Below are 24,415 nucleotides of genomic sequence, written 5' to 3' on the forward strand. Positions count from 1 at the left end.
AGCGTGCTTGTCCGCGCCACTGTTCCCAATCCGCGAGGAAGGTTGATCGACGGTCAATTGGTGAAAGTCTCGATTGAGGGCAACGCGCCGGCAGAAAAGATTCTTGTTCCACAAGCCTCGCTCATCGCCGATCAACAGGGCGTTTACGTTTTTATTGTCGAGGACGGCAAGGCTTCCGTGCGGAGACTCAAAATCGGCGGCGAGAGCGGGGCGAGCGTCATCGTCGACTCAGGGCTCGATGGCGGCGAGCAGATCGTCGTCGAAGGCATGGAGGCGCTGCGTCCAGGAGCGCCGGTGACCGCCTCGCCGGCGGCGAAAACGCCCGGACGGAGCTGAACTCGTGATCTCCTCCGTTTTCGTCGACCGGCCAAGACTCGCCATAGTCATTGCGCTGGTGACGCTCATCGCCGGTCTTGTGTCGCTGCTCGTGATTCCGGTCGCGCAATATCCCGACATCGTCCCGCCTCAGGTTTCGGTTTCGACCGTCTATCCGGGCGGTTCCGCCGCGGTCGTCGAATCGACCATCGCGCAGCCGCTCGAAAGTCAGATCGTCGGCGTCGACAAGGCGATCTATATGAAGAGCGTCAGCGGCAACGACGGCAGCTATTCGCTGCTCGTGTCGTTCGAACTCGGAACCAATCCGGACATCAACGCGGTCAATGTCAACAACAGGGTGCAAGTCGCCCTGTCGAAACTTCCAGAGGATGTCCAGCGTCAGGGCGTGAAAGTCAAGAAGCAGTCATCCGCTCTCCTCGGCGTCATCGCGGTTTATTCGCCAAAGCGCACGCACGACCAGCTGTTCATCTCCAATTACGCGACGATCAACCTCGTCGACGACATCAAAAGCACCCCCGGCGTCGGCGACGCGATGTTGTTTGGTCCTCAGGATTACGCCATGAGGATCTGGGTCCAGACTGACCGGCTGACCGGACTTGGCCTCACCTCGGCCGATGTGATCCAGGCGATCAAGAGTCAGAATGTGCAGGCCGCCGTAGGGCGCATCGGCGCGCGGCCGGTGTCCGACGATACGCAATTACAGCTCAACATCCAGACCAAGGGCCGATTGTCGTCGATCGAGGATTTCAACAAGATCATCATCCGCACCAACGCGGACGGCTCGGTGCTCCGGCTCTCCGATATCGCCCGCATCGAACTCGGGGCGGCGAACCTTGATCGCGACACGCGCCTCAATGGCGCGCCGGCGAGCCTCATCGGCATTTATCAAGCGCCCGGCGCCAACGCCCTGCGGACGCTGGCTGCGGTCAAGCAACGCCTCGCCGACGCCGCCAAGGTTTTCCCCGAAGATCTCGAGTGGAAAGTCACCTACGATCCGACGACGTTCGTCTCGGCGACCATCGAGGTCGTCAAGCACACGCTGCTCGAGGCCTTCGCCCTCGTGGTGCTTGTCGTCTTCCTGTTTCTCGGCAATCTGCGCGCGACGCTTATCCCGACCATCGCCGTGCCGGTGAGCCTCATCGGAACCTTCATCGTTCTGAACGCTATCGGCTATTCCGCCAACACGGTTTCGCTGCTCGCAATGGTGCTTGCGATCGGCATCGTCGTCGACGACGCCATCGTCGTCGTCGAGGCGGTCGAGGCCAAAATGGAAGAAAACCCCGAGCTGACGCCGGCGGACGCGACCAAGGCGGCGATGGGCGAGATCACGGCGCCGATCATCGCCATCACGCTGGTGCTGCTTTCCGTGTTCGTGCCGGTGGCGTTCCTGTCGGGGATCACCGGCGAATTGTTCCGGCAGTTCGCTGTCACCGTCGCGGTGTCGATGTTCCTCTCGGCGATCAACGCCCTGACGCTTTCGCCCGCGCTTTGCGCCTTGTTGCTGAAGCCGCATCATGGCCCCCGCCGAGGCCTGCTCGGTGTGGTCATGCGCGCGATCGACGCTGTCCGCGACGCGTATGGCGCGACGGTGGCCCGGCTGGTGCGAATCTCCATCATTGGGCTCGGCATGGTCGCCGTTTCGATCTTCGGCGTCGCGGTCCTGAACAAGATCACGCCGACCGGATTCCTGCCCGAAGAGGATCAGGGCGCCTTCTTCGTCGTCGTGCAAACTCCGGACGGAGCCTCGGTCGGGCGCACCGGCGAAGCCGTCGCCAAGGTCGAGGATCTTCTGAAGCAGGAGACGGCGATTTCCGACTATTCATCGATCGTCGGCCTCAATTTCATCGACAATTATTCGCAGCCCAACGCGGCTTTCCTGATCGTCTCTCTGAAACCTTTCGACGAACGCGAGGATAAGGCGGATTCCGCCTCCGCCATCATAGCGAGGCTTGGACCGAAATTGGCCGGGGTCAAAGGCGCGCGCGCGATACCGCTTGGTCTTCCGCCGATCATCGGGCTTGGCAGTGGCGGCGGTTTCGCCTACGTCCTGCGCGCGCTCAACAGCAGCGATCCCAAGTCCTTGTCCCAGGCGCTTCGCGGCCTTCTTGTCGCCGCCAATCAGGATCCGCGACTGTCACGCGTGTTCAGCACCTTCTCGGCCAGCAATCCCTCGATCTATCTCGACATCGATCGCGACAAGGCGCAGATCCTCGGCGTCGACATCAACGACATCTTCCAGGCGATGCAGACTTCGCTCGGAGGCATGTACGTCAATGACATCAATCTGTTCGGCCGGACCTGGCAGGTTCAGGTGCAGGCCGAGGCGGCCGACAGAAATTCGATCGACGATATCGACCGCATCAACGTTCGCAGCAAGGACGGTCAGATGATCGCGCTCCGCAGCCTCGTGGAGCCAAAAATCGTCATCGGTCCGCAGGCGCTGATTCGTTACAACAACCGCCTCGCCGTCACCGTGCAGGGCGCTCCCGCTCCAGGCGTTTCGTCGGGTCAGGCGTTGAACGCGATGGAGAGCGTCGCCGCCAAGGCGCTGCCTCCAGGCTATGGGGGAGAATGGACGGACATATCGTTTCAGGAAAAACGCTCCGAGGGGCAGATGCCGGTCATCCTCGGCTTCGCTCTGCTGTTCGCCTTCCTCTTCCTCGTCGCCCTATATGAAAGCTGGACCATTCCGGTGCCGGTGCTTCTCTCCGTCACGGTGGGAATTCTGGGCGCCTTCGCCGCCATCGTCGCGGCGCGGCTGACGCTCGATCTCTACGGGCAGATCGGCATGATCGTGCTGATTGGCCTCGCCGCCAAGAACGGCATCCTCATCACCGAATTCGCCAAGGAACGGCGCGAGCGCGGCGTGCCCCTGCTCGAGGCCGCGACCGAGGGCGCGCGGCTGAGGTTCCGCCCGGTCATGATGACCTCGTTCGCGTTCATTCTTGGCCTTGTCCCCCTCGTCTTCGGAACCGGCGCGGCGATGCTCGCGCGCCGCAACGTTTCGACGCCCGTGTTCGGCGGCATGATCGCCGCCTCGTTTATCGGAATTTTTGCGATTCCGCTCCTGTATGTGACCTTCCAGGGCATGCGCGAAAAATTGAAGAGCGGTTTTACGAAAAAGGCGTCCGCCGCTCCGGAATCGTGAGTTCCTAAGAGCATATTTCGATCGGAGTGAATCAATCCAATCGACAACACTATGCTCAGGCTTTTGACTCTGAAGCGATTTCTCATCGATCGCATGACTTCATGCGATCGGAAAGCGCTCTAAAGGCGAGGAAGCCGCTTTCGGGTCCGGCGGCCCTTCATGCGCCGCGGCAATCGCCTTGTGAAGGGTCCAAAAAATATATTGTTCGCCCAGCACGGCGGTGATGCCGTGGCGATCCAGGTCGGAGCGGAGATATTCGCTGACCCGGGCGAAGATGGGCCGCACTCCCTTGCTCCGGAGTTCGGTGATCAGATCGCGCAGCGACCGGGCGGCGGAATAGTCGAGATTCGTGATGGCGGTGGCGTCAATCACGAACCAGCGGACGGGCGCCGGCGCGTGTTCGACAAGGGCGCGCACCTCGTCGCCGAACCGGTTGTCGTTTGCATAAAATAGATCCGAGGCGAAACGATAGACGATCAGCCCCGGTTCGGTCTCCGACCCCGGCGTCGCGGGCTCGGGCGACCATTGCCCGTCCGGCAGCCTCGTCAGCACGTTTGAATGGGGATGGTAACTGTTCCGCACATGGCGGAGGAGGGAGAGGGCGATCGCCGTCAGGATGCCCTGCTCAACGCCGATCACAACGACCGAGGCGGCCGTGAAGACCGCGAGCAGAAACTCGCCCGGACTTTCGCTGCGGATCGCGCGAAGGCTCCGAACGTCGATCATCCCGATCGCGATGGTGAACACGATGCTGGCCAGCACGCAGCGAGGCAGATATTGCAGCGGACCAGTAAGATAAAGCAACACCAGCGCCGCTATTCCCGCGAAGGCGAGCTGCGCAACCTGACTGCGCGCTCCCGCGCTTTCCGCCATGGCGGTCTGGGTCGGGCTGCCGTTGACGACGAAGGTTCCGCTGAGCGCGGCGGCGGCGTTCGCGGCCGCCAGCCCCAGAATGTCTGCGTTGGCGTCGGCGCGTTCGTGGTTCTGCACGGCGAACACGCGCGAGGTGGCGGAGCTTTGCGCGATAATCATCACAAAACAGGACGCGGCCACAGGAAAGGTCGCAAGGGTCTCGTCCCAACTGACCTGAGGAAACCCGATCGACGGAAGGCCGCCCGGAACCGGACCAATCACCGCGAGTCCATGCGCGCTGAAATGAAACCTGGCGCTCGCCGCAATCGTTGCGATGACCGCGACCAGCGCCACGGGAAAGCGCGGGGCGCGTCGGCGCCCCAGCATGATTGCGCCGACGACGAGCGCCGAGAGCCCAAGGGCCTGAAGATTGGTCCCGTGCAGGCCCTTGATAATCTCCTCCGCCTGAACGAGCGTCCGGCGGGACGTCGAGGCGATGCCGAGCATATCGCCGAACATGGCGACCCCGACCTGAACGCCGACGCCGGTCAGAAACCCCGTTAGCACCGTCCGGGACAGAAAGTCCGCGAGGAATCCCAATTTGAAGATCCTCGCGAGCAGCAGCAGTCCCGCGGTCAGCATCGCCACCATCCCGACGAGGGCCATGTATTTTTCGCTGAGCGGGGGCGCCATCTGGGACAGTGAACCCGAAAAAATAGCAGCTGTCGCCGAATCCGCCGCCACCACGAGATGACGCGACGAACCGAACAATGCGAAGGCGACGAGCGGCAGCAGCACCGTATAGAGGCCGGTGACGACAGGAGTTCCTGCGATGCGGGTGTAACCGAGCACCTGGGGAATGTTCATCGACGCCAGCGTGACGCCCGCAAGAGCGTCGCGCGCCGCCTGTTTCGGGCTGAAAGGCCGCAGGCCCTGGAACAAGGCCTGGAAAATCTTCAAGCGGATCACGAGGCTGGATCTCCGCGGATTGAGGCTCGGCCGCGCATCAATAGCGCCCTCGTCCGCTGCGTTCTTTGTTGCTAACGGATTCCCGGCCATTGGCAAAGAGCAAGTGGCCTTGGCGTCAGCATTGGCTTCGAATATGCTTGGCGGTCGTACGATCTGGAGGCGTTGGTGGCGCGGTTAGCGATTTTTGCCAAGGGCAACCTCGACGTCAAGAACTCGCTTCATTCCTATGTCCAGGGCGATAAGGTTCTCTGGAACGGAATCAATGAAATCGTCCGGCGCCTGTATCCTGGCGCGGCAGTCCATGTTCAGCACGAGACGTGGACGCGATCGGACGCGCTTTTGATGTCGGACGGCGTTGTGCCCGCCGAAATCGAATCGCGGAGCCTTTCCCTGGGCTCCTATACGGCGGCGGCGCAGTTTAGCCAGAAGCTTTTCGCGGTGGAGTGCGCTGCTATTGTGCTTTCCATCCAGACCGACCTGACGACGTCTCTGTTGCGTCGCCGGGGCTGCGGCTATTTTTTTTATCCCAACCAATCAAAGACGTGGTCTTCTGACGACAGGAATTGGATGCGCGAAAATTTCGAGCGTCTTGGTCCGCTGACGCCTGAAGAATCCCTGCAAAATTATTTTCAGATCGTCGAGAAGATCCGGCGGAGGACGCAGGCCCCCATTCTCGTCTATAATGTTTCGGCCGTTGTCCCAGGGGAAGATGTTCACTGCTATGAAGGCATGGAGGAGAGCTTCGCCACGAGAATCCGCCGTTTCAATCTTGGATTGGTGGAACTGTCGGAGCGCACCGGAATAGATATTATTGACGTTGATCGGATTGTCGCGCGCGCCGGCGCCGACAAACTCAAAAGCGACGCGCTCCACCTGACGGCCGAGGGATACGAACTGATCGCGCAAGAAGTTGTTCGCGTGCTCGACGATCATGGCTGTTTTCCGCCGGCGCGGGCGATGTGATGCGGGTCAGCGTCGTGATCCGCTCGAAGGATGAGGCCGACCGCCTCCGCCTGACGTTGCATTCCCTTTCTTGTCAAACGACGCCAGCAGAAATTGTCGTCGTCAACGACGGCTCCAGCGACCACACCCGCGAGGTGATCGAGGAGGCGGCCAAAAGCGCGCCCCTCGCCGTGGCGCATCACCGGGCGCCGCGCGGGCGGTCCGCCGCGGCGAATGCAGGCGTCGAAATCGCCAGTGGAGACATTGTCCTGTTTCTGGACGGCGATACGCTCGCGGCGCCCGATCTTGTGGCGCGCCACGCCAGTGTCCACGCCGAAGATGCGGAAATCGTCGGACGCGGCGAGACGCATCATCTCAGGGGAACCCGGTTTTTCCTCGATCCTGAGAAGGGAACGCCAAAGCCCGGCGAGGAAGCTCGCGTCGCACGGTTGTCGCCGGCGGAGATGACCAGGATGTGCGTCACTCGCGCGGAGATCCGTGAAAATTTCGCGGCGATCGATCTGCGGTCGCAGGCCGGAGTTTATCCGGGCGCAGGCGCTCGCGCTCTCTACGAGCTTGAAATGGACGCCTTGCGCCATCATCCGAATTGCGCCGTGCTGTGGGCGGCCGCCAGCGGCAGCAACATGTCCGTTCGCCGCGCCTCGTTCCTGCGTGAGGGCGGATTCAACGCAGGCGTCGATATCAACGAGCATAGGGAGTTGGCGTTGAGACTCACGCAGGCGGGCGCGCGGATGACGGCTGTAGACGGCGCCCGTACATATCACCTCACTCACCGCGCCGGCTGGCGCGATCCGTTGAAGGATACAGGTTGGGAAGATGTTTTCTATCAGGCCCATCCGATCCCCGACGTCAAGCTGCTGGCGGTTTTGTGGGCGAGTTTGTCCGATGCGGCAGGCTTGCCCGCAAAATATCGGATATTCTCGCTTCCGGAATTGGAAAAAGCCGCGCGTAGGGATTCAGGTTTTGATTGCGACGCCGCCCGGAGCCACATTCCGGGTTTTACAGGAAGCAACGCGTCGCCGACATAATTTCTTAATGACTATTCGAACATGCCTGCGGGCCTGGAGTCGATCGTGATTGCGTCATCGCCGGTTTTGGTTGAGGCTGTGGTTTCAGATACGGAGCGTCCGGGAGTGACGGCTGCTTTTGCGCGGCTTTCGGAATGTCTGCAAGAAACGACCGGCGCTCCCTTTACGGTGGAGTTGAAATTCGCCGACTCGTTGTCGGCTTGTGGATTGTCCGAACGGCCAACAGTCATTCTCGCCTCGCTCCTCGGCGAAATCGAGAACGGGGATAGCCTTGACGTTATACGGCGGCGCTGGACAGAGGCGTTTTCCGCGATCGCAAGGCGCGGCTTCCACATCTGCTTCGTCTGCACCATTTTTCGTCACGTCGCCGGCGCCGATGCGAACGCCGTCTATGCGACGCGCGAGCGAATTCGCCGGCTGAACCTCTTTTCCGCGGACCTGTCGCAGGAAACCGGCGTCAACGTCATCGATCTGGACCGGTCCTTCTCCCATCTGGGCGCGCGAGCGCTTGCGACAGATTTCCAGCTTGCAGGTCCGCACGCTTCGGCGGCCTTCGCCGACGCGATCGCTTCCGCGCTTCTCACGATTGGCCTCGATGACATCGTTCCGTTCGAAATTCTGGAGCGAGCCCTTGTCGCTCACAGCGAGCGAAAGGCGCAGCCGTCGGCGTCCCAGATATCCATGTCCGCCGATCTGCTGGGATATGACGCGATTCAAAAGGACAAGCGGCGGCAGACGTTTTCCCGTGTGCCGGTCGCTCTCACGCCGACAACCGTCGGTCAGCTGCTCAGCGATCTGAGGCGTCGGCGCATTTCCTGGACTCTCGCCTCGCAGATCATTCTCAGAAAAGTGCGTCGGCTCCGTGGACGCCGGGCATGATTGCGCCGCGTCAGCGATATGCTCGCCGGATGAGACGCGAGGGACGATGGTGACAAAACATTTGCCCACAGTTCTGATCACCGGCGCGTCCGGCATTCTCGGCCAGAAGCTTCGGCGTCATTTCTCGTCACTTGGATGGAGGCTGAAGTTGATCGACATCGACGACTTCGGCGACCCGGCTGTGATCAAGGCGGATCTTTCCGTCCGCGACGAAGCCTGGACGCGCCATTGCATCGGCGTCGACGCCATCATCCATCTTGCGGCGCAAACCCGTCCGGATGCGCCATGGGACGCGGTCGCCCGGAGCAATGTCGCCGCGACCCAAAATGTTTACGAAGCGGCGCGCCAGGGGCCCCGGAGGGTTGTGTTCGCCAGTTCGAACTGGGTGATGGCGGGCTATCGCTATCGCGACGGCAAATTAACGACCGATTTGCCTCCGGCGCCGATCAATCCGTATGGCGTTTCAAAATTGATAGGGGAGAGCCTTGGCCGTTTCTATCATGAGCGCTGGGGGCTTTCCACGATCTGCTTCCGGATCGGATATTGCCTTCCCGGCGAGAACCTCCCGGGACAGTGGATGGACCTTGGCTTCTGGGGGCAGCTTATGTGGCTGTCCGACCGCGATCTGTGTCAGGCCATGGAGCGCGCGGTGTTGGTTGACGATGTTGGATTCGCCATTTTGAATCTGGTGAGCGACAATCCCGGCATGCGTTGGGACATCGACGCAACCCGAACGCTGATAGGCTATCGGCCGCTCGACGGAGCGATCCCTGTGTTGCCGCTTCGAACGCGGATGAGGGAGGCCATCGCATCGTTGGCGCGGCGAAACTTCTCTTTCGCCAACACGTGGCGCCCCCCCTATGAAGCTGTAGATTTCGCGGCGCCAGCGGATCTTTCGCAATCTTCTCCAGAACGGTGCGATCTCAATGGCCACAGATAAGCGCGGAGGGAGATTGGACAGGGTTTTGCTCCTGCGGTCGATGATGCTGATTCGCGCCTTCGAGGCCGCGCTGCTCCGAAATCCAGGCCATGGCTTTCAACTCCTGTCGAGCGGCGAGGAAGCCGTCGCCGTAGGCTTATGCGCCGCCTTGACCGCCGATGATCAGTTGCTGACGAGCGGCCGTTCGATCGGCCCCGCCCTCGCTCGAGGGCTCGATCCGGGCCGCGTCCTCGCCGAGCTTCTTGGAAAATCGGCCGGTCCTTGTCAGGGAAAGGGCGGCCGCGGCCACATCGCCGAGCCCTCTGCGGGCTTTTTTGGCGCGCATGCTGTCGTCGGCGGCAATCTGACGATCGCCGCTGGCGTCGCGCTGGCTCTACAAAGCCTTGGATCGAAGGCAATCGTTGCTTGTCTTTTCGGCGATGGCGCCTGTGGCGGCGGCGCCCTGCACGAGACGCTGAACATCGCGGCGCTGTGGAAACTCCCGCTTGTCCTTGTTTGCGACAACAACCGATATTCTGTTTCAACTCCTCGCGCCGCGGCATTGGCGCCCGAATATCTGAGCGACATCGCCAAGCCGTTCGGCGTGCCGGGTCAAACGGTCGATGGCATGGACGTCATGGCGGTGCTTGAGGCCGCGCGGGGATTCGTGGAGCTTGCGCGCTCCGGGGGCGGTCCGTCGTTTCTCGAATGCGTCTCGTTCCGCTTCTCCAGTCATTCGACGGCGACTCGCGATACGCGAACGCCTGCCGAACTGGACGCCGCCCGAAGCCATTGCCCGATCGAACTTATGGCGGGGCGCCTCGCGGCGGAGGGGTTGCTTGCTCCAGACGTGCGGGCCGAACTTGAACACGATGTGGCCGAGGCGGTCTCCGCAGCCGCAAGTTTCGCCGAGGCGTCGCCTTTTCCCGATCCGTCGGAGGCCTTGAGCGATGTCGCGTGAGCCGCAGACCCGCGTCGTCAAACTGTTCTTCCGGGAGGCGATTGCGCGCGCGCTTCGGGAAGAGATGGCTCGCGATGAGCGGATCGTCATCCTTGGCCAGGATGTGGGTTCGTTCGGCGGATCCTACAAGGAATTTCTTGGACTCTACAAGCAATTCGGCGCGGCGCGCGTGCGCGATACGCCGGTGGCGGAAGCCTCGATGGTCGGCGTCGGCGCCGGCGCGGCGGCGGCCGGCCTTCGTCCGATCGTGAGCATCACCTACATGGATTTCCTGATGCTCGGGCTGGACCCGCTGGTCAATTATGCGGCGAAGGCGAGGTACAAGACGGGTGGTCAGCTGAGGGTTCCGCTGATCGTCAAGACAACCGCCGGGGCGAAAGGTCAGGGAGTCGCGCATTCGCAATGTCTGGAAGCCTGGCTCATGTCGGTTCCTGGCCTGAAGGTCGTCGCGCCGTCGACGCCGGCCGACGCCTACGGGCTCATGAAATCCGCGCTTCGCGAGAGCGGCCCTGTCGTCTACGTCGATCACAAGCGCCTTTTTCCCATGGCGGGCGAGATGCCGGAAGACGAGCAAATCACGCCGTTCGGGCTCGCTAAATATCTGCGGAGAGGCGCAGACGTCACGATCGCGACCTATTCCCACATGACGCAGGTGGCGCTCGCGGCGGCGGAAGCGCTGGCGGCGGAAGGCGTCTCCTGCGAAATCATAGATCTGCGATCGCTGGCGCCGCTCGATCTTGCGACCGTCTGCGATTCGGCCGGCCGCACCGGCGCGCTCCTCACCTTGGAGGAGGGTCAGATTGTGTGCGGGGTGGGCGCGGAGATCGCCTTCCGGGTGAGGGAGAAACTCGGCGGCGCTGTAAGGATCGATCGCGTCGGCGCCCTGGCGGCGCCCGTTTCCTCCAATCCGGTGCTGGAGGCTGCTTGCGTCCCCGATTCCGCGCGGGTCGCCCGCGCAATCCGAGGATTGCTGGCCGCGTGAGCCATGTTTCAATGGAGAAAGAGCAAGTGATTTACCAACTCGTTGTCCCAGGTCCAATCGAGGATGTTGAAGAACTGCGCGTGCTGGAATGGCACGGCGACGTCAACCAGGAGTTCTTGGTCGATGAACTCATCGTTGAACTGGAGACGCATAAGGCGATCGTCGAAGTGCGCGCCGGACAGCGCGGATTCCTGCGTCAGGTGCTGGGAGAGGCCGGAAGCTGGGAAAAGATCGGCAAGCCGCTCGCCCTGTTGAGCGACGCCTCCGACGAGGCGATTCCCGCATCGCTCGACGGCGTCGCGCCATTGCTGGCCGCGTTTGAAGTCATGTAGGCTTCGCAGCCGAAAACCCGGCGACGCCGAGCCCGTCCAGAATGTGGAGGATCTCCGCGCGGATCTCCGCCTGCAAGGCGCCGCTCGAATGCACCCCGTCGGGAAGATGCGCCGCCCCTCCCATATCCGCCGCGATGGCGTCGACGTCCACGATCCCGATCGCGCTCTCGCGCGCCAGATCGTGCAACATAAGGTTCATTTCTTTCGCATGAATGGTGGTCAGCGTGTCGCTGAGCGGCTGGTCGAAGGCGGCGTAATTGAAAACATCCTCATGGCCGGAACTGGACATCCGGTTCATGATCAGAATTTTGGCGTCTCCATGAGCGCGGGCTGCGTCGATCAACTGCCGATAATCGTTCAGGATGTCGGCCGGCGCGCGTTTCACCTGCTCGAAAGACGAGCGCAGCCATTCGAAAAAGGCGGGGCCGGCGAATCGGCTGCGAACGCAGTGGACCGTATAGCCAAGTTCCTTGTGCCGCAGAACGACCGGCCCCTCAGCCATCAGCGACAACACGACCGCATCGGGCGGGCCCGTTCGGCTGAGCCCCGAACGCGTCAGCATGTCATAATGATCGGTCATCGGTGATTTGCCGAGGGAGGCGAGCAGGCAACCCGCGAAAATCCAGTCGCTGGCGTTCGGGACCGCCGGTCCGGCGAGCATCCCTTTCGCCAGATCGGCGGCGATCGCGCCGGCCTCCGTCTTGGAGCGAAGAATTTGTTCTTTCACGACTGCGGCGCAAGGCGATTGCGCTTCGTCCGGAATGAAAACGGCATGAGCTGGCCCAGAGACCGCATCGAACAGGTCGGCAAACGGAAGCCTGTCCCCGAGTATGACGCCGACCTGTTCGCAAATCCCGAGGCTGAGCAGGGTGCCGAACCGTCCCTTTCCCTCGCCCCACCAGGCGCGGCTGCGCTCGTTCCAGCCCGTGAGGAACCCGGAGCGGTCTTCCGCCAGTCCCGTGGCTCTGCGCCCGGCGGCAAAAAAAAGCCGGACGTCGCCGGCGGGCTCCGTGGACGCGCCCTCGCCCTCGCATTCGATATGCCCGATGACAAAGTCGGGGCGCCATTCCTGAAAGTCGTCCATTCGGTCGAGGAATCCGCCTTGCGATGATTCATCGACGCGTCGGAGGCGCCCGCCGACAGGCGTGGCGAATCCGACCTGAAAATCTCTGGCTTCATCAGCAAAGGGCGCTGCCCGGGAGACGAGGCGAGCGACGCTGGCTCCGCCAAGGCCCAGATTGCAATAGGCGACGATGTCGCCCGCCTTGCAAAGGCGCCCGTCGTCGCAAAGCCAGCGGATCCCCGAGCGCCGCACGATAAAACCGTCGGGCGCAAGAGGTCCAAGGCGGAGGGGGACCTTTCTCATTTTGTCCTTGATCTAGGGCCCTTGGCCCGAAAAATCGGGCTGCGCATTCCAGACGATGCCAATGGTCGTGATCCGCGCCGGCCGCGCCGGAGCGCCTTCCAGCGATTCGTCGGGCTCACTTGTCGCGAGCGCCAGCGCGGTCCCGACCTCCGGCTCGTCGCCCGCGGCCACGAGAAGGCGGCGCAGCCATAGACCTTCCCTCACGGCGAGGCGATAATGGGAGATCGGAGGGCAGTCCTCGAAACTGACGTCGCTGAGGTCTATTGTCAGGTCCAGAAACTTGGAGCCGACCTTTAAAAAAATTCCTTCGCCGGCATGGATTTTATCGATCTTGGCCGAACTCATGAGAGGGACGATTTTCGGCAAAGACAGTACAAAAAGCAAAGGCGGCCCCGATTTTTGCACATCCGGACAAAGTATTTGATCTATAAAGAGTTTATTACTGCCGTCACATCGAGGTCAAGCTCTTTGCCGGCGGGATGCTTGCGGTTCGGCCTCGGCCGGCGGGAAAACGACCTTCGTGACCCAGTTTACCTTTGCCCCGGATGGGCGCTATCGAGCTATCCCGGAAGGCCGCATTCTGGAGATCCTGCTCCTCTCCGGCTGGGCTTATGAAATCCGCGAAGGCGAGCGCGACGCGGCCGTGCGGGAAACCCAAAGCGCCCTTGACGGCTGGGTGGACCTCGGGCTGCCCTTCGAGCGATCCGCGCGCGGAGAGCGGCTTTTCGATCCCACGGAGGTCGTCAATTTTCTGAAATGGGCCGGGCTGTTCCACGGCGACCGGTTCTGGGAGGCGAGGTTCGTTTCAACCGGCCGCCGCCTGACGCACAGCTTTCTGTCCCCGAATTCCGCGACAAACGACCCGCCGCAGCTCTCCGATCTTCCTCCCAGAGCCTTCGCTGTCGTCTTGCGCAGGGAGTTCAATCTCGAAGGCGCGCCCTCGAGCCGGCGTCTTCGCCTGCGCCTTCCGCTCCCGATCGAGGATGACAACCTTGGGGATTTGCAAATTTCCATTTTGCCTCATGGCTTCATGGATGAATTCCGAACAATCGTCACGCCAGGACGGCTGGATGCTTTGATCCATGCGCCGATCGGTCCGGCCGTCAGCCTCGGCTTTGAAGCGACCTTCACCGCCTGCGCGGCCTCCGCCGCGCCGGGATCCCTCGCTTCGGCTGAGCGTGACCTCTACACCCGTCCAAGCGAGGGGTTGATACAACTCACCCCTCGGATCGCCGCACTCGCGGAACGGCTGGCGGGCGCGGAGCGGGAGCCTCTGAGACTTGTGGAGCGCTTCTGGTCCTATATGATCGAAAACCTGTTTTGCGGCGCCGTCCGATACGAGGAATTGCCCGCGACACGCCCGCTCGATTTCGTACTGGAGAAAGGCTGGTTCGATTGTCAGCTGGGATCCGCGCTTCTTGCGGGGCTCTGCCGGTCGCGCGGAATTCCCGCGCGCATCAACAGCGGGCATCTGCTTTATCCGCTCGCGCCGACCAACCATTATTGGGTTGAAATCTGGTGCGGGGATGCGGGGTGGCTGCCGTTTGATCTTCTCGCCTGGGATCTTTCGGCGCGCGGCCGCGATAGCGCGTGGAAAGATCATTTCCTCGGGCGCCTCGATTACCGGTTCAAGACGGAGCGCCTGCCCCGGCTGTTTACGGGTCTTAGCCCCGTCAAGCTGCCTCTGGCCTGGCGGATCCTGTTGCGCCCGCTCAAGGAAGGGGTGGAGATCGGCTTCGCCGCTCTTCCCTCGGGCGAGGCGGTTTTCACCGATCGGATCAGCGTGACCCAGACGCGCGAATGAAGCTCACGCGCCGCCGATCGTGAACGCGGGCCCGTTGTTGCCTTGAACCCTCACTGGATCTCGACCAAAATCGAACGCGCGGAGGCCGTCGCGGATCTGAGTCTCCCGGCGCGTCAATTGTCCGCGCGAGATCGAAAGCGAGTTGGCGAGCATCTGGTGATGATCATCCGGCCAGGTGTTGGCGCCATGGCTGATGTAAACATAAAGGTGCGGAGCGCCTTCGAGAAGGCAGACCTCTTTTTTCTCGTGCAGCTGCATCGCGACGGCGAGATCTTCGCCGCATGCGGACTGTTCTCCCGATTCAGGGTAGCTCACATTTGCGGAGCGTTTCAGCATCAAAGTCCCCGGGTGGCCCATGGCCGGCGTCGCGCGCCAGTTCATGCAATAAAGATCCCGGCGCTTGATGAAATAGTGCATCACTTCCTGCAGGTAGACGGCCTGCCGGCCTGACTCGATCAGCGCTTTCAGCTGACGCTCGAGCCGTTGCGGATGATGAAAATCGTCGTCGTCCCATTGGCAGCAAATCTCGCCGTGCGCCGCGCCCCGGCTGATGTTGCGCAGCTGGCCAAGGCTCGACGGGCGCTCGTTCTCGATGGTCGTGATGTCGTCTCTGGCGAGTTGCGCGAGATAGGCCTTGCAAATGGACTGGTCATGATGGTGAGCGCCGTCGAAAACGACGACGAGTTCTTTTCGCTGATAGGTCTGTCTGCAAAAATCCGTCACGCTTCGTTGCAGGTAGTCGAATCTTTCCCGGCCGCCTGTTGTCACGAGAAGACAGCTGATCAGGGGATCGACGTTCATGAACAGGCGCGCCTGCGGTTCGAAAGGGGCCGCCGCCGCTCTCTGTCGCGCGAGTGTATTCGATCGCGCGACGGCGTCAATTCAGCTTGGGCGAAGTCGTAAGCAATCATCCCGTCGAACGCGTCGCGGCGCGAATGTTCGCCCAGCTCACGGAAGGCGCCGCCGCTGGAGCGGGACTCACTCGAATTCGTTAGGATGGCGCAGCGGCGCTTTGACGCCGCCTCGATGAAAGGATGCTCAGATGGACGGTCAAATCTATGGAATGCTGCTCTGGATCTGGCTTCTTACGCTTCCGCTCGTGATCGGTTTCATCGATCTCATGCGCACTCCCTCCGCATCGCCCCGCGCCTTTGATCATTCGGCTGGCCGGGCGACCGAGCCCCGGACGCGCGGGTAAAAAAATCGCCGGGACGTGGATCCCGGCGATGTTGGCGTTTTCGGTTGACTCGAGGCGGTCAGTCGCCGCCGGGCTGCCGCATCTTTTCCAGCGCCTGATCAATCGAGAACGTCGCCGCTTTTTGGCGGGGCGGATAATCCTTGAACGTCGCGAGGAAATTCCCGACATAGGTCTGGGCAGGCACCAGCATGAACGCGTGGTCGAGCAGCCAGTCGTAATAGGTGTTCGAGGTGATGTTGGCCCGCTCGTAAGGGTCAAGCCTCAGATTGTAGATCAGCGGCACGCGCAGATTCGTGAAGGGCTCGGCCCAGACCTGAAGCGTGCCCTGAGCGCGCTGCTCGGCGAAGACGAATTTCCAGTTGTCGTAACGCAATCCCGTCAGGTCGCCCTCGTCGGAAAAATAGAAAAACTCCTTGCGGGGGCTCTTTTTCTCCTCGCCGGTCAGGTAGGGGACGAGGTTGTAGCCGTCGAGGTGCACCTTAAAAGTCGACTTGCCCGCCTTGTAGCCGGTGAGAAGCTTTTCCTTGACATCAGGGACCCCAGCCGCGGCGAGCAGGGTCGGCAGCCAGTCGAGGTGGGAGACGATGTCGTTCGACACTGAGCCGGGTTTGATCTTGCCCGGCCAGCGAACCATCGCGGGCACGCGGTAGGCGCCTTCCCAGTTCGAGTTCTTTTCGTTCCGGAACGGAGTCATCGCCGCGTCCGGCCAGGAATTCATGTGCGGGCCATTGTCGGTCGAATACATGACGATCGTGTTGTTCTCGATTCCGAGCGCCTTCAGCTTGGCGAGCACGGTCCCGACGTTCTTGTCATGATCGATCATCGTATCCGCATACGGGCCAAGCCAGCGTCCGGCCTGGCCGAGGCTCTCCGGTTTGGTGTGAGTGCGGAAATGCATATGCGTGAAATTCACCCAAAGGAAAACCGGTTTGTCCGCCTTGACCTGGCGTTCAAGAAAATCGGCGGAGCGCTCGGCGATGTCGTCGTCGATCGTCTCCATCCGCTTCTTGGTCAGCGGTCCGGTGTCCTCGATCTTCTGCGTCCCGTCGGGGTTCGCGAAGCTGTGGAGGACGCCCCGCGGTCCGAAATTCTTGCGGAAGTTGGGGAATTCCGGATCGTCGGGCTTCGGGTAATCGGGAAGCTCGGGCTCTTCTTCTGCATTGAGGTGGTAGAGGTTGCCGTAGAATTCGTCGAACCCATGCGCGGTCGGCAGCATTTCATCCTTATCGCCGAGGTGGTTTTTTCCGAACTGACCGGTCGCATAGCCCTGCGCTTTCAGCAGTTCGGCGATGGTCGGATCTTCTTTCCGCAGGCCGAGATCGGCGCCTGGAAGACCGACCTTGCTGAGGCCGGTCCGAAAAACGCTCTGCCCGGTGATGAAGGCCGAACGCCCGGCGGTGCAGCTTTGCTCGCCGTAATAATCGGTGAAGATGACGCCGTCGGTGGCGATGGAGTCGATGTTGGGGGTCCGATAGCCCATCAGGCCGTTGGTGTAGGCGCTGAGGTTCGACTGGCCGATATCGTCGCCCCAGATAATGACGATGTTCGGCTTGCTGCTTTCGGAAGCCTTGCCGCTCTCGGAAGCCTTGGCTGGCGCGGGAGCCTCCGCCGGGGCGGCGGCAGCGGGCGCGGCCTTTGCTGCCGGGGGCGGCGCTGTCATTTTTTTCTTGGGCTGCTGCGCGAAGGCGGGAGACAGCAGAACCCCCACGCTCACGGCAAGCGTAAACAATGGGATCGACAAATCCTTCAACCGCATCAGTTTCCTCCCTCTCGAAGCCAACCTTGGCGCGAGGCCGAAGGGGCAGATTCTTAAATATTCGCAGAAAACGCAACGAAAGGCGCAGACGTCCAGAACTGAGCCTTGGGTCCGCTATCGCGGGCAATTGTCCCAGAAGCCGTTTCGCTGGCTGGCGTCGGTGTAATACCAGCAAAGGCCGGGCTGGGGCGGCGCGGACGCCCAGGCCGCCGCCGTCGCGGCGGTGACGAATCCGATTGCGGCGCCCGCGGCGATCGCGCCGCCGACCGGCCATCTGTAGGGTCTGACCCATGCTCCGCCGCCGTGATAGACGCCGCCGCGATAGCCCCCGTGATAAGCCCCGCCATGACGATAGGCGCCGCCATGATACGCGCCCCCGTGATACGCGCCGCCATAATGACGGCTTCCTCCGACCGCCGCCGCGCCGCCATGAGGGCCGCGCACGACGGCCCCGCCGCGCGCTCCTCCAGCATAGGCGCCGCCTCTTTGGACGCCGCCGCCTCGGTGCATGCCGCCGCCTCTGTGCCCTCCCGCGCGCACCGGCGTCGGAGCCAGCTCCGGCTGCAGCCCGGCGACGACCGGCAAGGAGACGCCCGGCAGCGCTTGCGCCGGCGCGCTGGCGATGAAGAATGCGGCGGACAGGGCGGCGGCGAGCCGCTGGATCTTGAGGCGGCGCATGCATTCGCTCCTGAATGGTATCGACACGACACCCTGTCGCGTACGGAGATATAAGGGAGGGCTACAGGCTGCCGCTTTTGAACGCAAGAGCGGGATCGTGACCCGAAACTTCGCCTAAAAATGCTCGGCCTTGGCGATAATGGCCGCCGCCAGCTCGGCGACAGGCGCGCGCAGGCTGCGGCGCGGACGCAACAGGACGAATTCGAGATCTCCCAGAAGGGGCAATTGCCGAGCCGAATCGTCGTGAGCGGAGTAATCGATCAAGCCCTCCGGCAGGAGCTTGCGCGCATGGGCCATGATCCCGAGGCCCGCTTTCGCAGCGGCGACGAGGCCGCTGAGGCTGCCGCTGGAGCAGGCGATTCGCCAAGGAGTTCCGGCCTGCTCGAGCGCGGCCAGCGCCATGAACCTCGTAATGCTTGGCGGCGGATAAAGCACGAGCTGAACCGGCCCGTTCGCTAAGGCCTGGCTCTCTTTTGATCCGGCCCAGACGAGGGCGTCGCGCCAGACGAGTTCGCCCCGCTCCTCGCCCGGCCAGCGCTTGCAAAGCGCGATGTCGAGGTCTCCCGAGTCGAATTTTGCGATGAGGCTGTTGCTGAGCGCGATCGTGAATTCAAGGTCCACCAGGGGATGCTCGCGCAGGAAGCCGCGCAGGACTTCAGGCAACCAGGACGACACGAGATCCTCGGAGGCGCCGAAGCGCAGGCGCCCGCGCAGCTTCGTCCCGGCGAAATGGCGCCGTGCGCGTTCGTTGGTTTCGATGATGCGTCTTGCGAACTCGATCATCGCCTCCCCCTCGCAGGTGAGGGAAACGGAATGGGTGTCGCGCACGAACAGCCTGTGCCCCACCTCCTGCTCAAGTTTGCGGATATGATCACTGACCGTCGGCTGACCTAGGCCGAGTTTCCGGCTCGCGGCGGAAAAACTGTTTCCCTCGGCGATCAACAGAAAGGTCCGCAGGAGGATCGGATCCAGCACGAAAACCCCTATCGGAAAACGCGATAGCACTAATTGGCTATGTGGGCGTTCAAGGCGTGAAAGGCAAATGGCAAAGTCCGTTGACCGCGGCCGCGGGGCGGCTCCAGCGGAATAAAAGGCGACGGAGGAAGCGATGACTCTTTATTCGAGGCGCAATATTCTCGCGACGAGCGCTGTTGGCGGCCTCGCCGCTGTCTCGGCGACGCGCGCGCTGGCGGAAAACGGCCCGGGCGCGGCGGCGGCGATGAGCGATCCGGGGCCGCGCGATCCCGCGCAGGCGGCGATCAATCCCTATGACTGGCAATCGTTGCCGACCGATCACGGCAATCTGGGAACTTTGCGTCATTCGTTTTCGCAGGTCCACAACCGTCATACCGACGCCGGCTGGGCCCGCGAGGTGACGGTCCGCAATTTTCCGATCTCGAAGGCCATGGCCGGCGTCAACATGCGCCTCCCGCTGGGAGCCGTGAGGGAACTTCACTGGCACGTTCCGGCCGAATGGGCCTACGTGACCTATGGAACCGGAAGGATTACGGCCGTTGATTCGGGAGCGCGAAAATTTGTCGCCGACGTCAAGGAAGGCGACCTTTGGTTCTTCCCCGGCGGCGTGCCTCATTCGATTCAGGGGCTTGGCCCGGACGGCTGCGAATTCATCCTTGTTTTCAACGACGGCAATTTTTCCGAGGACAGCACGTTCCTGATCACGGACTGGTTCAATCATACGCCCAAGGAGGTTCTGGCGAAAAACTTCAGCGTCAACGCCTCAGCGTTCGACAGGGCGGACAGGAAGGATCTCTGGATTTTCAACGCGCCAGTTCCGGGCAACCTCGCGGACGATCTTGCCCAGAGCAAACAGCCGGAGGTTCCAAATCCGTATAAATTCTCCCTCCTCGATCAAAAGCCGGTCTTCAGTTCGCCGAGCGGAGCGGTCCGTATCGCCGACTCGAGTAATTTCAAGGCGACCACCATGGCGGCGGCGCTGGTGGAGGTTGCGCCGGGAGGAATGCGGGAGCTGCATTGGCACCCGAATTCCGACGAATGGCAATATTATATCAGCGGCACGGCGCGAATGGGCGTCTTCCACGGCGAGGGCCGCAACAACACCGTGGAGTTTCATCCCAGCGACGTGGGCTATGTGCCGCAGTCGATCGGCCACTACATCGAAAACATCGGCAAGGACAACCTGCGCTTCCTCGAGGTGTTCACGACTCCGGAATACGCCGATATTTCGCTGGCGTCCTGGATGGCCAATGTGCCGCATGAACTTGTCGCGGCCCATCTCAATATCGACATTTCGACATTGCAGCGGCTGGCGCAGACCAAGACGCCCGTCACGCCCATTCAGGTTGGCGGATAGGGATGCGCTGTTGACGTAATCTTCGATGGGCGGCAAGGAGTGGATACCCGGAGGGAACCGCTCTCCGCCGCCTGTTGATTTCGGCGAGTGGATCGCTAAAATCCGCCTTGAGCTGGGGAATATTTGCATGACCAAAGGCGACGATCGGAGTCTGAATGCGGGCGCTGCGGGCGGTTTGCTGGATCGCAGCCGCACGATTGCGAAGGCGGGCTTCAACCGTTGGCTGGTTCCGCCAGCGGCGCTCGCGATACATCTTTGTATCGGCATGGCCTATGGCTTTAGCGTGTTCTGGCTTCCGCTGTCGCGCTCGATCGGAACCGCGACGGGGCAGGTCGTCCCGTCTTGCGCCGGCGCCGCGACCACGTTCGGGGAGAAGGCGCTCGGCACGCTGAAAGCCCTGTTCGCGACCAGCTGCGAATGGTCGCAGTTTGACCTTGGTTGGATGTTCACCCTGTTTTTCGTGCTGCTCGGCTCTTCGGCCGCGATCTGGGGCGGCTGGCTGGAGCGCGCCGGTCCGCGCAAGGCCGGCGTCTATGCGGCGTTATGCTGGTGTGGCGGCCTGATGATCTCGGCTCTCGGCGTCCGCACGCATCAGCTTTGGATGCTCTGGCTCGGCTCGGGCGTGATCGGCGGCATCGGTCTCGGGCTCGGCTATATTTCCCCGGTTTCGACCCTCATCAAATGGTTCCCAGACCGCCGTGGCATGGCGACGGGTATGGCGATCATGGGTTTTGGCGGCGGAGCGCTGATCGGCTCTCCGCTCGCCAATCTCTTGATGGCGCATTACAAAACCGCGACATCGGTCGGCGTTTGGCAGACATTCGTTGTGCTAGGGCTGGTCTATTTCGTCTACATGATGGCTGGCGCTTTCGGGTATCGCGTGCCGCCGGATGGCTGGAGTCCTCCGGGCTGGACGCCATCCAATGTCCAGAAAGCGATGATCACCACAGGCAATGTGCATCTCGACGATGCGCACAAGACCCCGCAATTCTGGTTGATCTGGGGTGTTCTGTGCCTCAACGTTTCGGCCGGCATCGGCATTATCGGCGCGGCGTCGCCGATGCTTCAGGAGACGTTCGGCGGGGTTTTGATCGGCGATCCCTTAGTTGGGTTCACGCATTTTACGGACGCGCAGAAGGTTCTTGCGGCCGCGATCGGCGGCGGCTTCGTCGGTCTTTTCTCGCTGTTCAACATCGGCGGCCGTTTTTTCTGGGCGACTCTGTCGGACAGGATCAGCCGGAAGACGACCTATTTCATCTTCTTCGTCCTCGGGACGATCTGCTACGCCGCCGCTCCGACGCTCGCGAACTGGAAGGCGATGGCGATCTTCGCCGGGTCTTTCTGCATCATCGCCTCGATGTATGGCGGCGGGTTCGCGACGGTGCCCGCTTACCTCGCGGATATTTTTGGAACGCGTTATGTCGGAGCTATCCACGGCCGTCTGCTGACGGCCTGGTCAACCGCCGGCATCGTCGGCCCCGTGATCGTGAACTATCTTCACGACACCCGTGTCGCCGCGGGGATTCCCCGGGATCATGTCTATGATCTGATTTTCTATGTTCTCGCCGCTCTTCTTGTCGTGGGCTTCATCTGCAATTCGCTGGTGGGGCCGGTTGACCCGAAATGGCTGATCAAGGAGCCGGCGGCGCCGGGATTGGCCGCGCCCGCCGGCGCGGCGGCAAAGGCAGGCGGGGCCGCCTTCGGAATTGGTCGCGGCGGTTTGGACGCAAAGGCGGCGATCGCCTGGGCTGCTGTAGGACTGCCGCTGCTTTGGGGAATCTGGAAGACGCTCGAGAACGCGGTGAAGATCTTCCAGTAAGCGCTAGTTTCATGGCGGCGAACCGAAGTCATTTGGTTTGCCCGTTCGAAGCGATGCGTCCAAAAAGCGAAGCGCGTTATTACCGCTTCGGCGTTTCTTCGCGTTCGGCGGCGGCGGCGCGGCGGAATGCGACTCCAAAGGCGTCGAGATCGGGCGCAGGCAGGTCGGAGACGGCCAGATAGGCCCGCCCGTTGTCGGTCCAGCGCAGGATGGAATAGCCATCGCGTCTCTCTCTCCTCGGCGGGCTATTGTTCTCTCCGGCCGGGGCCGAGGTTTCGCTCAAGGCGATCTGATGCTCGCGGCGCTGATAGACGAGGGTTGGCAAAGGTGTCGCGCCGGCGACGTCGATCCTGCCGCCCACAAGCGGAAACCCATCCTTGGCGAGATCGACGACCGTCGTCGCTCCGGGGATTTTCCCGGCCAGCCACGGCTTGACCGTATGCCGGTCCGATGTCGCGACGTCGACGGACTGACCGGAAAGCCGGCCCCGGATAAATCCGGCGACGATCGCGCGTTCGACGTCGCTTCCTGATCGAGACTCAGTGAATAGCCCGGAGGCTCCGGCGCCAAGCGCTATCCCGAGCATCAATGACGCGGCAAGCGAACGATAGGGCGCATCGAGCCATCGAGACCGGTTGGACCGGGGAGCCGTTCGCCCTTCGCTCCGCGTCGGCCGCGTCATGGAAAGAACCTGCGCCGTATGAACCTGCCCGCCGTTCTGTCCAGCTTGCGCTTCGCCGCCTGTTTGCGTCATCGAGGTGATGCGGGCGCGAAGCGAGTCGGGCGCTCGCGGCCGGGACGCGCGCGCTGTGATCGAGTCGCGCAAGGCGCCGAGCCGGGCGTATTGCGCGGCCAGCGCCGGGTCGGCGGCCAGCCTCGCCTCGATTTCGATCATTCCCGCGGCGTCAAGCTCGCCGTCGAGCGCGGCCTGAAGGAGAAGCGTCGGATCAGGAGGCGGCGATGTTGTCACTAGCGGCTCCCTAGCCTGTCAATGAGTTGCGCCCGCGCCCGCGCGAGCCGGGACATCACAGTGCCAACTGGCGCGCCGACCGCCTCGGCGATCTCGCGATAGCTCAACCCATTGATATCGCGCATCACGACAACTTCCCTGAAAAGATGCGGCAACGCCTCGATGGCTGCGTCGAGTTCAGCTTGCCCGGCGCTCGCGATCAGTTCGTCCTCCGGATTGGCCGGGGCGCGCGTTTCCTTCGCCGCCGCCGCTTCCAGAAATTGTTCGTCGGCCGTCAGCATCACGGTCTTTGGCCGGTTTTTGGCGAGCCAGGTAAACGCCGTATTGCGCACGATGGTTAGAACCCAGGCGCGCGGCCGCTCCACAACGCCCGCGCCAAGCGCAGCGAGGGCCCTGATGCAGGCTTCCTGCACGACATCCTCGGCGTCGGTTTGATTGCCGGTGAGCCACCGAGCCAGCCCATAGGCGTCGTCGAGATGGGGGAGAACCACCTCGGCGAAACCTCTGCGCGCCTGTTCATCGTTCACAATCGCCCCATGGCGCTGGTTTGACCCTTGATGGCGTTGGCCGGGCGGCCATCGACCGGCGGCGGCGTCCTCTTTCGCAAAAACCTCGCAAAAACCTCGCAAGGAAAAGACTCGCGAAGAGGCCGCTTTATTCCTGCTTTTTCGCAAAATTCCCGGGATCGGCGCAACCCGTGTGCTCTTGCGCACCCCGCTCCATCAATCGCGTTCGGGGCGCGGAATAATCCGACATCCCGACGGGTCTCCTCATCAGCGGTCCAACGCCGCCACTATAGCGGAAATTACCGCGCCCCGTTCAATGGAGACAAGATGATGAAAAACCCGAGCATCGTTTTGCTGGCCGCCAGCCTTCTCGCGTCCGGCGCCGTCACAGCGAGAGAATATTCCGATCCTGGCGAGGGCTCGGCCAGGGAAAGGATTTTCCGTCTTGATCACGGCGGAGCTCCCCTTGGCGCCGCGCCCTCGGAAGCAGATCGGGCGGATTTCGATCATTCGGGCGCGCGGGGCCGGCAGGAATTGGGCGCGAGCCCGTATCGTCCCGATGGTCCCGGAAATTTCTCGGACTGAAGGATGAGGTCAAGAGTCGGCGGTTTGATCAC

The 24,415-nt window shown here is 62.3% G+C and carries 23 protein-coding genes (1 of these 23 running past the window's edge); 14 read left to right on the forward strand and 9 right to left on the reverse strand.

Annotation, left to right across the window (positions count from 1 at the left end):
• Positions 1-336, forward strand: partial view of an efflux RND transporter periplasmic adaptor subunit gene (locus BM177_RS08895; protein ID WP_091681230.1) — the 3' portion only. The gene continues 789 nt to the left of window position 1, outside the view; 336 of the gene's 1,125 nt are visible here — the last part of the coding sequence; its start codon lies off the left edge, out of view; the stop codon is at positions 334-336.
• Between the two features lie 4 nt (positions 337-340).
• Positions 341-3,484, forward strand: a complete 3,144-nt coding sequence (locus BM177_RS08900) for an efflux RND transporter permease subunit (RefSeq protein WP_091681232.1) — start codon at positions 341-343, stop codon at positions 3,482-3,484.
• 99 nt (positions 3,485-3,583) lie between these two features.
• Here BM177_RS08900 and BM177_RS08905 read toward each other — a convergent pair whose 3' ends face one another.
• A complete protein-coding gene (locus BM177_RS08905) occupies positions 3,584-5,305 on the reverse strand; it encodes a SulP family inorganic anion transporter (protein ID WP_244532220.1) in 1,722 nt (573 codons plus the stop codon).
• 165 nt (positions 5,306-5,470) lie between these two features.
• Here BM177_RS08905 and BM177_RS08910 point away from each other — a divergent pair, with 165 nt between their 5' ends.
• The 7 genes from BM177_RS08910 to BM177_RS08940 all read left to right on the forward strand — a co-directional run bounded on the left by BM177_RS08910 (position 5,471) and on the right by BM177_RS08940 (position 11,369).
• The gene (locus BM177_RS08910) at positions 5,471-6,268 is read left to right on the forward strand and encodes an SGNH/GDSL hydrolase family protein (protein ID WP_091681356.1); all 798 of its coding nucleotides are present in this window, start codon (positions 5,471-5,473) and stop codon (positions 6,266-6,268) included.
• The gene (locus BM177_RS08915; protein ID WP_091681236.1) at positions 6,268-7,296 is read left to right on the forward strand and encodes a glycosyltransferase family 2 protein; all 1,029 of its coding nucleotides are present in this window, start codon (positions 6,268-6,270) and stop codon (positions 7,294-7,296) included. The genes BM177_RS08910 and BM177_RS08915 overlap by 1 nt, the downstream gene beginning before the upstream one ends.
• 105 nt (positions 7,297-7,401) lie before the next feature.
• Positions 7,402-8,175: a hypothetical protein gene (locus BM177_RS08920; RefSeq protein WP_139223570.1), complete on the forward strand. Its 774-nt coding sequence runs from the start codon at positions 7,402-7,404 to the stop codon at positions 8,173-8,175.
• Between the two features lie 46 nt (positions 8,176-8,221).
• Positions 8,222-9,115, forward strand: coding sequence for an NAD-dependent epimerase/dehydratase family protein (locus BM177_RS08925; RefSeq protein ID WP_139223571.1), 894 nt, complete (start codon positions 8,222-8,224; stop codon positions 9,113-9,115).
• Positions 9,116-9,128: 13 nt separating this feature from the next.
• Positions 9,129-10,055, forward strand: coding sequence for a thiamine pyrophosphate-dependent dehydrogenase E1 component subunit alpha (locus tag BM177_RS08930; RefSeq protein ID WP_210185893.1), 927 nt, complete (start codon positions 9,129-9,131; stop codon positions 10,053-10,055).
• The gene (locus tag BM177_RS08935) at positions 10,045-11,037 is read left to right on the forward strand and encodes an alpha-ketoacid dehydrogenase subunit beta (protein WP_091681244.1); all 993 of its coding nucleotides are present in this window, start codon (positions 10,045-10,047) and stop codon (positions 11,035-11,037) included. The genes BM177_RS08930 and BM177_RS08935 overlap by 11 nt, the downstream gene beginning before the upstream one ends.
• The gene (locus BM177_RS08940; RefSeq protein WP_210185894.1) at positions 11,034-11,369 is read left to right on the forward strand and encodes a lipoyl domain-containing protein; all 336 of its coding nucleotides are present in this window, start codon (positions 11,034-11,036) and stop codon (positions 11,367-11,369) included. The genes BM177_RS08935 and BM177_RS08940 overlap by 4 nt, the downstream gene beginning before the upstream one ends.
• On the opposite strand, the gene BM177_RS08945 is transcribed toward BM177_RS08940, so the two are convergent.
• Entirely contained in the window at positions 11,362-12,735 is a 1,374-nt protein-coding gene (locus BM177_RS08945; RefSeq protein ID WP_091681246.1) for an SGNH/GDSL hydrolase family protein, read from the reverse strand. The two genes, BM177_RS08940 and BM177_RS08945, sit on opposite strands and share 8 nt — an antisense overlap.
• A 12-nt stretch (positions 12,736-12,747) precedes the next feature.
• Positions 12,748-13,080: a hypothetical protein gene (locus tag BM177_RS08950; protein ID WP_139223572.1), complete on the reverse strand. Its 333-nt coding sequence runs from the start codon at positions 13,078-13,080 to the stop codon at positions 12,748-12,750.
• Positions 13,081-13,255: 175 nt separating this feature from the next.
• Here BM177_RS08950 and BM177_RS08955 point away from each other — a divergent pair, with 175 nt between their 5' ends.
• Positions 13,256-14,539: a transglutaminase-like domain-containing protein gene (locus BM177_RS08955; RefSeq protein WP_091681251.1), complete on the forward strand. Its 1,284-nt coding sequence runs from the start codon at positions 13,256-13,258 to the stop codon at positions 14,537-14,539.
• 3 nt (positions 14,540-14,542) lie between these two features.
• Here the strand turns inward: BM177_RS08955 and BM177_RS08960 are convergent, their stop codons facing one another.
• Entirely contained in the window at positions 14,543-15,340 is a 798-nt protein-coding gene (locus tag BM177_RS08960) for a glycosyltransferase family 2 protein (RefSeq protein ID WP_091681253.1), read from the reverse strand.
• Positions 15,341-15,581: 241 nt separating this feature from the next.
• On the opposite strand from BM177_RS08960, the gene BM177_RS19995 reads away from it, so the two are divergent.
• Positions 15,582-15,737, forward strand: coding sequence for a hypothetical protein (locus BM177_RS19995; RefSeq protein WP_175492541.1), 156 nt, complete (start codon positions 15,582-15,584; stop codon positions 15,735-15,737).
• A 58-nt stretch (positions 15,738-15,795) separates the two neighbouring features.
• Here the strand turns inward: BM177_RS19995 and BM177_RS08965 are convergent, their stop codons facing one another.
• From BM177_RS08965 to BM177_RS08975, 3 genes are all read right to left on the reverse strand, one after another.
• Positions 15,796-17,397, reverse strand: a complete 1,602-nt coding sequence (locus tag BM177_RS08965; RefSeq protein WP_091681358.1) for an arylsulfatase — start codon at positions 17,395-17,397, stop codon at positions 15,796-15,798.
• Between the two features lie 210 nt (positions 17,398-17,607).
• Positions 17,608-18,171: a hypothetical protein gene (locus BM177_RS08970; RefSeq protein ID WP_091681255.1), complete on the reverse strand. Its 564-nt coding sequence runs from the start codon at positions 18,169-18,171 to the stop codon at positions 17,608-17,610.
• Between the two features lie 114 nt (positions 18,172-18,285).
• Entirely contained in the window at positions 18,286-19,146 is an 861-nt protein-coding gene (locus BM177_RS08975; RefSeq protein ID WP_091681257.1) for a LysR family transcriptional regulator, read from the reverse strand.
• Between the two features lie 133 nt (positions 19,147-19,279).
• Here BM177_RS08975 and BM177_RS08980 point away from each other — a divergent pair, with 133 nt between their 5' ends.
• Both BM177_RS08980 and BM177_RS08985 read left to right on the forward strand, forming a co-directional pair.
• On the forward strand, positions 19,280-20,503 hold the full coding sequence (locus BM177_RS08980; protein ID WP_091681260.1) for a cupin domain-containing protein: 1,224 nt from the start codon (positions 19,280-19,282) through the stop codon (positions 20,501-20,503).
• A gap of 127 nt (positions 20,504-20,630) precedes the next feature.
• Positions 20,631-22,322 carry an OFA family MFS transporter gene (locus BM177_RS08985; protein ID WP_091681263.1) on the forward strand — a complete coding sequence of 564 codons (1,692 nt, stop codon included), beginning with the start codon at positions 20,631-20,633 and terminating at the stop codon, positions 22,320-22,322.
• Positions 22,323-22,401: 79 nt separating this feature from the next.
• On the opposite strand, the gene BM177_RS08990 is transcribed toward BM177_RS08985, so the two are convergent.
• Positions 22,402-23,292, reverse strand: coding sequence for an anti-sigma factor family protein (locus BM177_RS08990; RefSeq protein ID WP_091681266.1), 891 nt, complete (start codon positions 23,290-23,292; stop codon positions 22,402-22,404).
• The gene (locus tag BM177_RS08995; protein WP_091681359.1) at positions 23,292-23,819 is read right to left on the reverse strand and encodes a sigma-70 family RNA polymerase sigma factor; all 528 of its coding nucleotides are present in this window, start codon (positions 23,817-23,819) and stop codon (positions 23,292-23,294) included. The genes BM177_RS08990 and BM177_RS08995 overlap by 1 nt, the downstream gene beginning before the upstream one ends.
• Before the next feature lie 306 nt (positions 23,820-24,125).
• Between BM177_RS08995 and BM177_RS09000 the strand changes: the two genes are divergently transcribed.
• A complete protein-coding gene (locus BM177_RS09000; RefSeq protein WP_091681269.1) occupies positions 24,126-24,383 on the forward strand; it encodes a hypothetical protein in 258 nt (85 codons plus the stop codon).
• The last annotated feature ends 32 nt before the right edge of the window (positions 24,384-24,415 follow it).

Origin of the sequence: Methylocapsa palsarum, from assembly GCF_900114285.1 — a bacterium.
In the GTDB taxonomy this organism is placed as follows: Bacteria; Pseudomonadota; Alphaproteobacteria; order Rhizobiales; family Beijerinckiaceae; genus Methylocapsa; species Methylocapsa palsarum.